General features: G+C 64.3%; 12 protein-coding genes. 2 read left to right on the forward strand and 10 right to left on the reverse strand.

The annotated features are described in order from the left end of the window. Nucleotides 1–77 precede the first annotated feature (77 nt). Together ABH936_RS04630 and ABH936_RS04635 are read left to right on the forward strand one after the other, a co-directional pair. Nucleotides 78–1,007 (forward strand): glycosyltransferase family 2 protein, encoded by a 930-nt coding sequence (locus ABH936_RS04630; RefSeq protein ID WP_404602715.1) that lies wholly within the window; start codon nt 78–80, stop codon nt 1,005–1,007. Then, nucleotides 1,000–2,268 (forward strand): glycosyltransferase, encoded by a 1,269-nt coding sequence (locus ABH936_RS04635; protein ID WP_404602716.1) that lies wholly within the window; start codon nt 1,000–1,002, stop codon nt 2,266–2,268. Before ABH936_RS04630 ends, ABH936_RS04635 begins: the two co-directional genes overlap by 8 nt. An 83-nt stretch (nt 2,269–2,351) precedes the next feature. Here ABH936_RS04635 and ABH936_RS04640 read toward each other — a convergent pair whose 3' ends face one another. From ABH936_RS04640 to ABH936_RS04685, 10 genes are all read right to left on the reverse strand, one after another. Continuing rightward, on the reverse strand, nt 2,352–4,538 hold the full coding sequence (locus ABH936_RS04640; RefSeq protein ID WP_051806055.1) for a glycosyltransferase: 2,187 nt from the start codon (nt 4,536–4,538) through the stop codon (nt 2,352–2,354). A gap of 5 nt (nt 4,539–4,543) precedes the next feature. Then, entirely contained in the window at nt 4,544–6,403 is a 1,860-nt protein-coding gene (locus tag ABH936_RS04645) for an ABC transporter ATP-binding protein (protein ID WP_404602717.1), read from the reverse strand. After that, on the reverse strand, nt 6,400–7,590 hold the full coding sequence (locus ABH936_RS04650) for a glycosyltransferase (protein ID WP_404602718.1): 1,191 nt from the start codon (nt 7,588–7,590) through the stop codon (nt 6,400–6,402). Before ABH936_RS04650 ends, ABH936_RS04645 begins: the two co-directional genes overlap by 4 nt. After that, nucleotides 7,587–8,603, reverse strand: coding sequence for a glycosyltransferase (locus ABH936_RS04655; protein ID WP_404602719.1), 1,017 nt, complete (start codon nt 8,601–8,603; stop codon nt 7,587–7,589). The genes ABH936_RS04650 and ABH936_RS04655 overlap by 4 nt, the downstream gene beginning before the upstream one ends. Further along, nucleotides 8,600–9,148: a DapH/DapD/GlmU-related protein gene (locus tag ABH936_RS04660; RefSeq protein ID WP_186316829.1), complete on the reverse strand. Its 549-nt coding sequence runs from the start codon at nt 9,146–9,148 to the stop codon at nt 8,600–8,602. Before ABH936_RS04660 ends, ABH936_RS04655 begins: the two co-directional genes overlap by 4 nt. Then, on the reverse strand, nt 9,145–10,488 hold the full coding sequence (locus tag ABH936_RS04665; protein WP_404602720.1) for an O-antigen ligase family protein: 1,344 nt from the start codon (nt 10,486–10,488) through the stop codon (nt 9,145–9,147). Before ABH936_RS04665 ends, ABH936_RS04660 begins: the two co-directional genes overlap by 4 nt. Continuing rightward, the gene (locus ABH936_RS04670) at nt 10,475–10,786 is read right to left on the reverse strand and encodes a PqqD family protein (RefSeq protein WP_038569058.1); all 312 of its coding nucleotides are present in this window, start codon (nt 10,784–10,786) and stop codon (nt 10,475–10,477) included. Before ABH936_RS04670 ends, ABH936_RS04665 begins: the two co-directional genes overlap by 14 nt. After that, nucleotides 10,783–11,670, reverse strand: a complete 888-nt coding sequence (locus ABH936_RS04675; RefSeq protein WP_051806060.1) for a nucleotidyltransferase family protein — start codon at nt 11,668–11,670, stop codon at nt 10,783–10,785. Before ABH936_RS04675 ends, ABH936_RS04670 begins: the two co-directional genes overlap by 4 nt. Nucleotides 11,671–11,748: 78 nt before the next feature. Next, on the reverse strand, nt 11,749–12,804 hold the full coding sequence (locus ABH936_RS04680; protein ID WP_038569060.1) for an NAD(P)-dependent oxidoreductase: 1,056 nt from the start codon (nt 12,802–12,804) through the stop codon (nt 11,749–11,751). A gap of 131 nt (nt 12,805–12,935) precedes the next feature. After that, nucleotides 12,936–14,156 carry an NADP-dependent isocitrate dehydrogenase gene (locus ABH936_RS04685; RefSeq protein ID WP_165584408.1) on the reverse strand — a complete coding sequence of 407 codons (1,221 nt, stop codon included), beginning with the start codon at nt 14,154–14,156 and terminating at the stop codon, nt 12,936–12,938. Nucleotides 14,157–14,347 lie beyond the last annotated feature (191 nt).

Raw genomic sequence — 14,347 nt, forward strand, 5'->3', positions numbered from 1 at the left:
CAACCTTCACGTGGGTCAGGCAAGAAATGTGCGTACCGGCCGCTCACGTCGTCCAGCGCAGGAGGAATGTCCGTACGATGAAAGCATCCGTCATCGTTCCCTCCCGCGGAGGAGCCGAGCGCCTGCCTCGGCTCCTCGACGCACTGAGCCGGCAGACTTACGAGTCGTGGGAGGCCGTCATCGTGCTCGATGGTGACGTCGACGGCTCAGCAGCGGTGGTCGAGCGCTACTCGCATCTCCCGGTGCAGGTCCTCGTCTTTCCAGAGAACAGGGGCCGTGTAGCAGCGCTCAACGCGGGTTTTGCCGCCGCTGAAGGCGACGTCCTGATCCGGGCGGATGACGATTTCGAGCCCTCCCCAACTCATATCGCGGCCCATGTCGAACCTCATCGGCGGGGTGTGTGCGGGGCGATCGGCTTACCACTGAACATCGCACCGAACAATGCCTACATGCGCGCCTACGGCACTGTCGCTGACGAGCAGGGCCGACAGGATGCGTACAGGACCCCACCAGAGGATCGTTGGCGACTCTGGGGAGGAAATACATCCGTCCGGCGGGAGATCTTCGAAGAAGTGGGCGGATTCGATCCACGCTATGTGGGGTACGGCTGGGAGGATCTCGACCTCGGATATCGCCTCCACCGCCACGGGATACCGCTGCTCCTCGTACCCGGAGCGGAGGTGCGACACCACATGGCTGCCGTGACGACGACGGCACGGGCACGCCGAGCTTTTCGTTCGGGGCAGGGCCGCCGACGATTCGAACACATCCACGGTCGAGGCTCCTCATCCTCGCTCCCCTCGTCCCCCGCGACCGTGTGGAACACGGCCGTGTCGGGCCTAGGACGCGTGCTCACGTACGACCGCACCGAACATCTGGCCTCGACCATCGATCGAATTCTCCCCTTGCTGCCGCCACCGGTCGCTCGCAAGGTGATCGCGCTCATCGTCGAGAGTGCTGCCCGGGCCGGGTTCGTGTCCGAGGAGGAGACCAGCCACCATGTCTGAGCCGGTCTCACACATCCGTTTCGTCGTCCCACGATTTCCCGACACCAGTGGCGGAGCCACTGTCGTAGAAAACCTCACGACTGCATTTCGACAGCGCGGGATCACGGTCGACGTCGTATCGATCTACCCGGGTTCCAAGAACCAGGAGGGCACATCACCGAGGGGTGAAGACGACGTCATCACCGTTCTGGAGCGTGAGGATCTGCATCAACACCCCGTCTCCACTTCACGCGGCCCCTTGCGTGCTGCCCCCCTTGCCCTGTTCAAGCGATGGGACCGGTGGCGCCAGCTCTCTGCTCTGCGACGCACCATGGCCACGTTGCCCGCCAACAGCGTTGTCATCTTCACCCACGTCCTCGGCAAGATGATGGTCGATGAGTCCGGTTTTCAGCGGTCCCCGACCGGCCCACTGTTCGTCGGGCAGCACCATTCGTCGTTCGCGAGTCTTGAGGACGAACCGTGGCTCCGGGAGGCTCTTCCGAAACACTTCGCTGACTGTGATGCCTTCGTCGCGCTCTCCGATGAGGACGCGGCCTTCTTCGGCTCGCTGCTCGACGTGCCGTGCGTCGCAATCCCCAACCCGGCACCAGAGGGCCGCACTCTCTCCACGCAATCGACGAAGAGAGCGGTGGCATTGGCACGCTTGTCGCACGAAAAGCAGATCCCTCTCATGGTGCGTCTCTTCGCCGCGGCGATCACCGTGCCCGAGGCGGATGGGTGGTCGTTGGCCATCTACGGCGACGGGGTCGAGCGCCCCCAGGTTGCCGACGAGATCGAGCACTCTGGCATGCATACGCGGATCCAGTTGGCCGGTGTCGTCGACGATTCAGCCACCGCGCTGTCAGACGCGTCGTTGAATCTCCTGACGTCAAGCCTCGAAGGCTTCGGCATGACGATCTTGGAGGCGGCGTGCTCAGGGATCCCTTCGATCGCGTTCGATTGCTCTGAGGGTGTGCGGTCGCAGCTGGAGGACGGGGCTGGGTACCTCGTTCCTGCCAGCGACGAAACTGCGTACGTCGAGGCGCTCAGAGCCGCCATGACCAACGATGAAGAACGGGCTCGCCGGGCTGACCGCGCGCTGACTCGCTCCCGGTCGTACGATGCGTCGACCATCGCAGCACGCTGGCTCGCACTATTCGACACCCTATTTCCCATGGACCCACCAGCCCCCTCTGAAGAGTCCTCCACGGCGCAGGCCCGTCCCGAATCAACGCACCCGTGCGCGTCCCCCGGTGTTCCCTCGCCCCGCCGCGAAGCCTGAGCGGGGCGGTGTCACAGTTTCCGGTCCTTGATGGGCGTCAGCCTCACAGCGTCGTCGACAAGCAAATTTCCCACCCCGGGAGGTCATTCATCGATCGCTGCCATGATCCGACGAGCAACAGCCGCGCGTGTGAATTCACTCGCCCTATGCCTGGCCGCACCACTCCGCTCACGAGCCGATTCGGGGTCTGCTGCTGTCTTCATCGCGGCCACCAGCGCCGCATGGTCGTCACGGTCAACCGTGATGCCCGTGTCTCCCAGAAGCCATCCGGGCCCTCCCACGGCAGGGCCGATGCTGGGAACCCCTGCCTGCATGGCTTCGACGAAGATGATGCCTGCTGGTTCACAGTCAGCCAGTGCGATACAACAGGTGGCGCGGCGCCACAAGTCCTCCATGTCGGCGCGGTCGCCTGGATCCCGAAGGTCCTTCCAGCCGTGGCAGATCACCCCCGGAAACTCGACCTGCGGATGCTGACCTACCAGGTGCAACTCTGCCTCGGGAAACTCTCGACGGACGTCCGAGAAAGCCTTCGCCACCTGAGGACCTCCCTTTCCGATCCACTCCCTGGCCGGAAAGAGGAATCTCGGGGGAGACCATTGTTTGTGGTGCGACGGCTCGACCTCGAAATTGGCGCTGATACCCACCGCGCGAGCCTTCTCGGAAGGGCAATGACAGTCGTTCACTGCAGAATCGGCCGCCCACCCCGTCGAGAACAGTGCGGCATGATTCGCCGCGTACGATTCAACCTGATGACGGCTGCGCGCGACTGTCGTGCGCTGGGGAACGGTCCCCCAGAAACGGGACGGCCACTGGAGCGCCTGTGGAATGGTCATGTCTTCGTAGGAGGCCGTGCGGGGGTGTCGGACGCTGTAACCGGTGCCCATCTGCAGGACGCCGTCGACTGGGCCTACGGTCCGTAGACGCCGCGCCGCCGTCCAGCTGACGAGCCGCAGATGCGTCATCGACTGCGTGGATCCGGCCAGGGCACGCCGCATGGCTGTTCGCCTCCCCCGCTTCGCGAGTCCAGGAACCCCCCAGGCCAGCTGTACCGCCCGTCTGACGAAGCGCCAGCCGACCGGGGAGCAGTCCACGGTGATCACATCGACGCCGGCCTCTTCAAGCCCCTGCACGAGGTTGCTGGGCGTGCCCGACCACAATCCTGGGTCACGAGGATCTCCGATCGCCAGCACAGCCACCCGTCGCACGCCGTGAGCGGCCGCGACACGGCGCTGCATAGCGGGTGCATGACCTCGTGAGATCACGGCAGAGAGCGGGGTCTGGACGAGTCGCCGGCACCTGTCTCGGGTCTCACGGACCAAACAGGCCAAGGCGCGAACCGCCCCTGGCTCACGCGTTACTCCTACGCGGGCGAGAGCGAGACGAACGCCTAGGCCAAGCGCAGGACGCTCTTGCGTGGCAGCGCGCAGCGCCTCGACAACCAGGTCACGGTATTCCCCTGTTCGCCACAGCCGGATGGCCAGGGGCGGCATGGCGGTCCGAATATAGGCATCCCCCTCATCCGAGACCCCCACCTGTTTGAGCAGTATCCCGACGCGAGCGGCGAGAAACCCCGCGTCATCGTCTCGGAAACGAGTGGTCCCGAGCGACGTCGATACCTCACGGAAATCCACGAGCGGTTCATCGACACAGATGATGCGCCCATGAGCCGCAAGACGTAGCCACAGGTCATAGTCCTCGAAGAACCATCGCTCGTCGTATCCCCCTACGGTCCGAACGGCCTCGGTCGCTACCAGGACCGAGGCTGCGGGTAACCAGCACTGATGCAGCAGACGCGTGTGGATGTTGCCTTCGAGTGCCCCTGGGCCCGAGGGCCACTCGTGCAGCGTGCGGTAGTCCGGCTGCAGCACCTGGCCTTCCTCGTCGATCCGCCGGGCGTTCGAATAGACAGCAACGGCACGGTGCCCATCCCCCACCCAGCGATCTATGAGCGACTCCAACCGTTCAGGAATCATCCGATCATCTGCCGAGACGTACGTGTAGAACGGTGTGGTGATCGTCTCCAGCGCTTCATTCAGACCACGGCACAACCCGATGTTCTGAGGGTGCACGACAAGCTCATATCCGGCCTCTGGATGGCGGGAGAGCCAGGATACAATCCGCGCCACAGAACTGTCGCCGGATGCATCGTCGATGATGAGCACGCGCTCCGGCGCACGCGTCTGGACGAGGATCGAATCGAGCAATTCTTCTACGAACCGCTCGTGATTATAGCACACGACGACGACCGTGACTCCGAGGTTGTCAGCCATTCGCTTCATCCCTCCTCGAGTCGACCGAGACGCACCAAGCGTGCGAACGCGGGGCTCTGGGTTTGTAGTTTCGCAAAGGTGCCGGACCCGACTACGCGGCCATCCTCCAGGTAGATCACACAATCGGCATGCTTGACGGTCGAAAGCCGGTGGGCCACGAGAATCACCGTGATGCTTCCGTGTAGGCCACGAATGACTGCGCTGATCTTGTCCTCTGTCTCGTTGTCCAGAGCTGACGTGGCCTCGTCGAGAACGAGGACCTGCGGGCGACGATACAGTGCCCGCGCGATACCGACGCGCTGCTTCTGCCCACCCGACAATTGGGTTCCTTGGAACCCGACGATGGCGTCCATACCCCCGGGCAGGGAATCAAGAAGCTCGCCGAGTTGCGCCAGGCGAAGGGCCGCTTCAACAGCGGTTCGGTCGACAGACTGCTCATCGGCCCCGAACGCGACGTTCTCCCACAAGGTGGCGGCTAACAGGTAGACGTCCTGCGGAACGTAAGCGACCCTGTCGAGCCACTGCGCGTGATCGGCGACGATGTCGAGCCCATCGAACGACACACGCCCAGTATTAGGTTCTATCAGCCCGAGGACGATGTCGATGAGGGTTGTCTTTCCCGAGCCGGACAGTCCGCACACGGCAAGTGACGATCCCTCCGGAACCACGAATGACACGCCCTGCAACACGTCGTCGACCCCATCCGGGTAACGGAACCGCACGTCGTCGACGACGAGGTCGCCGGATCCCATCGCAGTCGCCGCGTGGCCCAGGTGCGGGTCCTTCTGGGCTCGTCCAGCCCGGGCGGCCCCCTTGCGGGGGGCTTCGCTCAGTCCCCGCAAAGCTGTCGTCGTGACATAGAGGCCCTCGATGCCGAATCGGATGTTCCCCAGCGTGGCGGTGAGCGCTGTCAGCGACGGCAACAACTTCACTGCGGCCGCGACGAACAGGGTGATGGTGGGCATCGCGTTGTCCGCCCCACCGCTCAATGCGCTCGAGGACAGCAGAACCGCGATCCCGAGAATCGTGACGAATTCGAGGACATACTTGGGAGTCTGGGCATAGAAGTTGGCATCCCGAGACGCGGCGGCATTACGTGCGGATGCATCACTGTACGTCACGAGAAAGTGCTGCTCAGCCTTGTGCATTCGCACTTCGCGGGCCCCATAGATCGCTTCGAGCAACGCATGGCTCATCTGCCTCGCGGTCTCTTGCGCAGCGGCACCTGCCTTTCGATTCCTCGGCGCCAGGAATCGCTGGACCAGCGCGACCGCCACGAGGGAGTACACGATGACGCCCAGGGTGGTTCCAGGGGCCACGGCGAAGAGGAAACCGGCAATGAGACTGATTGACAGGAGCTGCCCGAACACCCCGAGCACGCCTCCCAGAACGTTGGCGTGGGCGGCCTGCACCGCGGCACCCACCGTACGGACGACCGCGCCGACATCCCGTCGTCGTTGCACGAGATAGCTGTCGCTCAAGTAGCTGTGCAGCAGCCTGGTCGCTGTCAGGACTTGGAGACGGGCCACGAAGTCGAAGGACCAGCGCGCGACCGCGAGGGCAAAGATGCTCTTTGTCAAGAAAGCCAGCACCATGGCGACGCAAAGCATCACGGCGAAAGGGCCACGCTCAGGCGTGCCCGCAAGGCGATGGATGACCCCGAGGTAACCGGCCTCGAGGCTCGCCCCGGAAAGCACCTGCATGACGGGCAGGACGACTGCCAAGCCGGCGAGATCGAGCAATGAGACCACGAACTGCAGTGCAGCGTACAAGCCGAGCTGTGCGCGGGTGCCGCGTGGAAAGCTGGAGACTAGGTAGCGCAACTCGCGCACCCAGGAGGTCTCCGGTTCAACAGAAGTAGTCATGAACGAGGACTCCCGGTTTCGACGAGGGTCAGGAGGCGTGTCGCGAACGCTGTCTCGGAGAATTCTGCTGCTCGCCGCTGCGCGGCTCGACGCAAGCTGGCCATGTCTGTCGGATCGGCGCGGGCAATATTGCGTGTAGCCAGCCGCAACTCCTCCAAGCTCGTCCATCGCACGGTTCCTGGCACGTCTGCGACGACTTCTGCCGGGCCCGCGGTGTCGTACACCATGGCGATAGCTCCCGCGGACATGGCTTCCACGGTCGTGATGCCGAAGTGCTCCTGTGACTGCGGTGCCATGAGGTGTGACTCTCCGAAACCCTGTGCGTGCCAGTACACCGACGACTCGCGATAAAGCGTGTGCAGTTCTTCAAGAGAGGCATTGGGATGAAACGCGACGGGCAGGCCAACGGACATCTCACGCAGCCTGGCCAGCTCTGCCTCTGAACCAACACTCCCAGCCAGATGCAATTGCCAGCCTTCTGCGTGCAGGTCCGCCATTGCGCGGAAGGCCACGATGAGGGCTTCCTGGTTCTTGTACGGGTGACCCGGCTGCCGGTCCTGAAATCTTCCGACTGCGAGGATCGAAGGCTGCCGCCAAACCCGTCCTGCCCCGACGCCGCAACAGGGCGGGTAGAGGACGTAGGGGTCGACACCCCAACGCTGTCGCGCGTGAGAGGCGGTGAACCGTGAGTTGGCAAGGAATGACGTGTAGGTGGCTCGAAAGTCGCTCCCCCGATTCTGCAGGCGGCGCGCGTACTGCGTCCAGGAGACGTAACGTGCACGAAGACCCGTGAGCCCGGGCGTCGTCAACTGGTGCGGGAAGTGGATGTAATACAGACTGCGCTCGGCGAGTCCCGGCAGAGTCGCGCCGTACATGCACGTGAGAAAGACGTCCGGCTGCATCGAGCGCACGATGCGGGCCCAGACTAACTCTTCGATCACCGTTCGCAGCGCCTCGAAGCGTCCCATCCTCCCGACGCTGGGAAGTTCCTCGTACGCAACGCCGTCGAGGTCGATCCCGAAGTAATCGGCGTAAGCCCCGAGGTCATCAACCTGGCCGGGAGCCACGATCACCGTGTCGTAACCGGCTGCCTTGAGCGTTTCAGCTGCGACGAGCGCTACGCGCTCGGCGCCGCCGCGCGCGGCAAGCATCGGGGCGAGGACGACCGCTCGGCCCCTGTCACTCACGACCACGCCTCCAATAGAGCGTCCGCGCGGTGCGTGAAGGTGTGTTGGGCGAGAGTACGTCGACGTGCCCTCTCGCGCAGCATCATGAAGTCCTGCGGACGCGCCACCGCGTGTCGGCACAGGTCCACGAGCTCCTCGTGGCCGTCGTACACGAGGATCTCTTCGCCTGGATCGTAGAAATCCGCCACGTCGGCACGATCAATGATCTGCACCGCACCCACCCCGGCGGCCTCGAACGTTCTCATCGTGAAGCCGTCCTGATCCCCGTGGATGTTCAAGGTGGCCCTGCCGTTCCGCATGATGGCGTGCGCGGACGGGCCGGCCACGTCGCGTCTGGCCGGGATGCCGAGTGAGCGCACACGCCACGTGCGCGCGCGGTCGAACACGTGATCCGACCAGCCCCGCCCCCAGGCCTGAACGGGGACACCTGCAGAGACAAGCGCCGCGAGCGCATGCTCTCTCTTGGGCAAGGGCGCACCGACGAAACTCACGAGCCCGGCGCCCGCAGTTGTGTTGTCGATGACGCTCGATGCATCGAAACCCAAAGGCACCTGCGCGATACGATGACCAGCCGCCCGGAGCGTTGCAGCGTCCTGGGCGCTGTACGTCGCCAACTGGGCATACCGCCCGACGAGGTCCGCGTCAAAATTGGTACGGCGGATCTCGTCATACATCCACACTCCGACGAGCCGGTCGTTCTCGGCGGCGAGGGCCCAGAACTCTTCTGTCAGAACATCCCCGCGAATGACGAGGACGAAGTCTGGAGACACTTCGCGAACCCGGGCCATGGCGCGGCGCGAGACCGTGGCGCCGGACAGATGCCCTCCGTCACCTCGAAGTTTGCCGGCTAGTTCGTATGCGGTCTTGTTCCAGAGCTTCTCAGCGGGCGACGCGGCGACGTCGTAGCAATGGGTGAGCACCTCGTACCCCAACTCACCGAACGCCCGCCCGATGGCTGCGTAATAGCCGTGGAATGAAGGAGAGATGATGAGCAGTGACCGCGAGCGCGTCACGCTTCACCTCCCATCACGCGCGCAGGAACGCCGCCCACGACGGCGCCCGGCGCCACATCCTTGACGACGACGGCGCCGGCTGCAACAGTCGCCCCTCTGCCGATGGCTACTCCTCCGAGCACCACGGCGTTCTGGCCGATGAAGACGTCGTCCTCGATGAGGACGGGCCCGGTGCCGCGGACCTCATGCCGTGAGCCTCCTCGGGCATGGTCGGTCGACGTCACCATGACGTTGTCCGCGAAGACACAACCGCGACCGATGCTCACCGGGTCGATCGAGTGCAGGTGTACGCGATGGCCGATGTAGGTGTCCGCACCGATGGCAAGGTGCCCCGCGGGGCCTTCCGCCGCCAGCCAAGCGCCGTCTCGAATGATGACCCGATCCGCGACGCTGATCCTGTCGGTCCCCTGGATCATGAGAGGCGAAACCAGCACGCTGCCCGACCCGAAGTGCGCGAAGGCCCGTCGATACAAAGGGATCAGGAGTTGGGCCCGCCGATAGCGAACACCTGGGGTCTTCTCGATCAATGTTCGTGTCATCTTCACGCCTGGACCTCCGATCGCGAGGCGCCGACTGGAGCGCCGCGATGCAGCGGCGCCGCGTTGGATGCGCGTGGCGGGGCGATCTCTGCGGCCCGCCACGCAAGATTCGACGCGGCGGCGGGTTTGCCGAGACGGTAAGCGATGCAGATTCCGAGCACGATGAAGGCACCCACCGTCATGAACACCTCTCCCAGTTTCCACGCGCAGACGAGCACGACGATGACCGTCGCCTCTGCTGTGAGCATCTCCCATGAGACATGCAGTCGTCGATCGAGCAATCCCAGGCCGAGGAGGACGAAGGCCAGAACGGTTGACCAGAGAAAAACATGACCGCCCTCGACGAAAGCCTGCAGATACGAATCATGGAACCATTGCCGTCGATCACCGATCACCACGAACCCCTGATTGAGACCGAGGCCCGTCCACGGCGTCAGGGATGCTTTGATTTCCATCGCCTGATCGATCTGCGCCCTGTACCAATCGGTGCCTGTTCGGTCACCGAACGCGGAACTGGAGGCATAGTTGTTGATCGAGAAGACGAGAACCGCATACCCGATCGCCGCGAGGGCGATTCGATAGGCCACACCGATCCGGTTGCGGAGCAGGACCCACAGGGCGGCCAGCACGATACCTCCGAGCGCGGTTCGCGATCCGGTGAGAAAGACGAACCACGTCGAGAGGAGGAACCACGGTATGCGCCAACGCGGGGACAGAACCGCAAGCCCGAGGATCCCCCATATCGCGTAGTACATCCCTGCAACGTTCTTGTCCCCATAGAAACCGGTCAGATATGGCGGGTAATTATTCTCCGTCAGCCCGGCATAGAACAGAAGGACGTTGGCACATGCGCTCATGCATGCTCCGATGATGAACGACCGAATGTCGATCCGCCCGGTTGCGATGACAACGCACACGGCGAAGAGAATGAAGAACTTCAGGAGGCGCTGCTGCCACGGCATGCCGTGGAAGACGGAAACCAGGACGAGGAAGGCCATGAGTGCCAGGAAGGCGATGACCAGGAGACCACCGCCCGGTACGGTCAGCTTCGCTCGCCGGCAGGCACTGACGGCCACCATCACGACACCCGTTGCAAGACCGCCCACAAGACCCCCAGGCAGGGCGGTGGTGACGAACATCAGCGAGAAACCCATGACGAGGTCCAGGAGAACCACCGGCCCCCAGAAGCCGGCGACGGCCTGCCCGACCTTTTCCACGCGCGTCGAGGCGTGCGGTCCTTCCGTTGCGGCCTTGACGTTACGGGATTCAGGCACAGACGCACTTCGGCGGGTCTCAGCGCCGAGCAGGTGCTGCCACTCGGGAGCCATCCCCTCAGTTCGATTCATGGCCCGACCTCTCCTCCAGCAGGCCGTGATCGACCAAGGACATCACGAAGTTCTGCACGGGCTGCGCGATCTCGTCGGACGGCCATCCGTGCTCAGCAGCCAAGAGCGCCACGAGCCCCTCCGTGTCGGAGACCCGCGGGGACGCCCGCCAGACCAGCAACCCTACCTGCGGCAACCGCACGATGACTCCTCGAGACGCCCTGAGCACCCACACCGCAGATCGATCATCGGGGTCCGTCTCCACAGCGATGTCCTCAGGGATGGCCCATCGGCCCTGGGTTTCTTCACGGCGAGTCATCGCTCGGCCCTCGTACGCAGCCGCGTTTCAAGCCGGTGAAGCACATCACCGAGGGCCGTGACGAATCGCTGCCGGAAAGCGTGCACATATTCACGGCGCGTGGGAGGGTGGCCCAGCTCGTCGCTCAAGAGGCCCTTGTTGACCATGAAGAATGCACGGAAGACCCGCCCCTTCGCCAGTGGCCCGCGTGCCGCCCGGAAACGCCCGCCCCACTCGTCCAGACGTGATCCTTGCCCGCTGGAGAAGTACTTCCACAACGCGTAGGCAGGCAGCCCACGGAATTCCTCGAGACCACCGACGGCGGCAGCCAGCGCCAGCCGAGCCTCCATCTCGTCGGCGCGCCGTACCACTGCGGCGCGGCTCCCCTCCTCAGCCCCGCCCCAGGCAGCCTCGAGGTCCTCGATCCGGTGGCCGCCGCTACGCGCGAAGTGAAGAAGCAGCACCAGTCGCTGATCGTTCAGCGACGGCACATCACAGGCCACCCCGGCGAGGGTCCGGGTTGTGCGCTGTCCCCACATGGCTTCGAAGGCCGTCGCGGGCTCGACATCGAACCCGGGCCACCAGCGATGTACATCCAGAAGGCCGAGCTCGTGGCGGAGGTTCATCGCGTGACCGAAAGCGGAGCCTTCGTCGAAACCTGTGATCTCGCGCCAACCTCGCGCCCGGAGCGCCTCGACAAAGGCAAGCACGTGCTGGGGGCGAACGAGGACGTCCACGTCAACGCTGTGCCGCGCCGCCCGCTGCAGGCGGAGATCCACTGCTGGGCCTTTGACGTGGAGAAGGTCGCAACCGACCTCGTCAGCGATGAGCTGTACATAAGCATGCAGCAGCCGGACACGGACTGTCTGAGGGACCTCGACGCAGTTTGCCGTCATCGTGTCCATTCGTCATCCCCTATCCTGGCCTTGCACGTTCCAACACACAGGCGCGTAGCGCCAACTTGCCTTGCCCTCGCGGCGAACTCAGCTCGTCAGACCTCTCTGCCGTAATTCGCGCAGGGCGACGTCCCATGCCTCCGAATCGGCGCCGGGCAAGCCCCACGATCGACCAATGAAGTCGGCCACGGCCTGCTCACTGCTCATCAGGGGCAATGGCGCGCCTGCGGAACGGAGACCCTCCAGAGAGGCAACGGCGTGCTCGATGTCCCCGGCCCGGCCGACATCCACATACTCCACCGGCGCACTCGCGACCGGGGCCGCAGCAGCAGCAAACCGCGCCAGGTCGGTCAACGACGTACGCTCACCGGTGCCACAGTTGAGAACCCGCAGGCTCCCGAGTCGACCCGGGTGATCGATGCACCAGGTGATCAGACGCGCAACATCGTCGACGTGCACGAAATCCCTCGTCGCAGAGCCATCGCCATAGACCGACAACGGTCGACCCTCGCGGAGGCGCGCGAGAAAAGCTGCCAGAACCCCCGTATAGGGATTGTGGAGTGCCTGTCCGAAGCCCACCACGTTCTGCGGCCGTAGAACAGTGACCGGGATCGCGGCAGCGTACTCCGCGAGGATGGCCTCCGCCTCGGACTTGGTTTCTCCGTAGACGGAAACAGGGCGGTGCGGGTCCTCCTCCCGGGACGGCGCGGCCTCTGCCTGGGGACAGCAACGCGCCCCGAACCGAGTGCCGTGGCGCCGGCACTCGTACCGTCCCTCGCCGTAGACGGCTCGGGACGACAGTGCGACGAGGGCGGCACCCCAAGAAGCGGCCGCAGCAGCCGCGAGCCGCGTCCCCTCCACGTTGACAGCCCTATAGCGCCCGGCCTCGTACATGGATTGTGCCGTACCGGTTTCAGCAGCCAGATGAACGACGACATCGAACCCCGGCAATGCGTCCCACGTGCTTGCCTGACTGACGTCTGCGATGACGACTTGCCCCGGAAAGCGCTGCACGGCAGCTTCTGCATGCTGGTGCACCTGGGCATTCAAACTGTCGACGGCGACCAGTTCATGCTCCGAGGCCAGCATGACGGCGACATGTTGACCGATGAATCCGGCCCCGCCGGTGATGAGAATGCGCATGGCGCCCTTCGTCGTGACCCGTTGCTCCGTGCCACTCTAACGCCCCGGCATGACGGGCGTCAGAACATGACGCCCCCCGTCACGTGTCCTTGAACACGCGACGGAGGGCGTCACCGGCGAGACCGCTGTGATCAGGCAGCCATGGCCTTGCTGAGGTTCTCGTCGATGGCGGCGAGGAAGTCCTGCGTGTTGAGGTACGGCTGGTCCTTGCTGATGAGCAGCGCGAGGTCCTTCGTCATCTTGCCCTCCTCGACCGTCTGCACGCAGACGCGCTCGAGGGTCTCGGCGAACTTCGTCACCTCGGGTGTGCCGTCGAGCTCGCCACGCTTGGCGATGCCGCGCGTCCAGGCGAAGATCGACGCGATCGGGTTCGTCGACGTCTCCTTGCCCTGCTGGTGCTGACGGTAGTGACGCGTGACGGTGCCGTGCGCGGCCTCCGCCTCGACCGTCTTGCCGTCGGGCGTCATGAGCACGGACGTCATGAGGCCGAGCGAGCCGAAGCCCTGCGCGACGATGTCGGACTGCACATCACCGTCGTAGTTCTTGCACGCCCAGACGTAGCCGCCCTCCCACTTGAGCGCAGAGGCGACCATGTCGTCGATGAGGCGGTGCTCGTACGTGAGGCCGCGCTTGTCGAACTCGGCCTTGAACTCGCGGTCGAAGACGTCCTGGAAGATGTCCTTGAACGCGCCGTCGTACGCCTTGAGGATGGTGTTCTTCGTGGACAGGTAGACGGGCATGTTGCGCTCGAGGCCGTAGTTGAACGACGCGCGAGCGAAGTCCTCGATCGACTTGTTGTAGTTGTACATGCCCATCGCGACGCCGCCGGACTCGGGGAACTCGGCGACCTCGTAGACCTGCTTCTCGCCACCGTCGGCCGGGGTGTAGGAGATCTCGACGGTGCCGGCACCGGGCACCTTGAAGTTCTGCGCCTTGTACTGGTCACCGTGAGCGTGACGGCCGACGATGATCGGCTTCGTCCAGCCCGGCACGAGGCGCGGCACGTTGCTGATGATGATCGGCTCGCGGAAGATCACGCCACCGAGGATGTTGCGGATGGTGCCGTTGGGGCTCTTCCACATCTCCTTGAGGCCGAACTCCTCGACGCGCGCCTCGTCCGGCGTGATCGTCGCGCACTTGACGCCGACGCCGTACTGCTTGATCGCGTTCGCCGCGTCGACGGTGACCTGGTCGTCCGTCGCGTCACGGTTCTCGATGCCGAGGTCGTAGTACTTGAGGTCGACGTCGAGGTACGGGTGGATCAGGCGGTCCTTGATGAATTGCCAGATGATGCGCGTCATCTCGTCACCGTCGAGCTCGACGATGGGGTTCTTGACCTTGATCTTCTCCATGGCCTGTGCTGGCTCCTTCGATCAGTTGGTGCGACGAATGTTCGCTGGCCTCAGGCTATCGCCATCCCACCCGCTCCCCGCAAAGTCCTCGTGGCGCGCGCGTCGCCCCCCACCTGCCGGGGGCGACACACAACAGCGACACGATGTGACCTTCATCACCATACCTGCGGGTAACCCATCTCACTCACACC

It is taken from the genome of Dermacoccus sp. GAS27A (assembly GCF_044909235.1).
GTDB lineage: Bacteria > Actinomycetota > Actinomycetes > Actinomycetales > Dermatophilaceae > Dermacoccus > Dermacoccus nishinomiyaensis.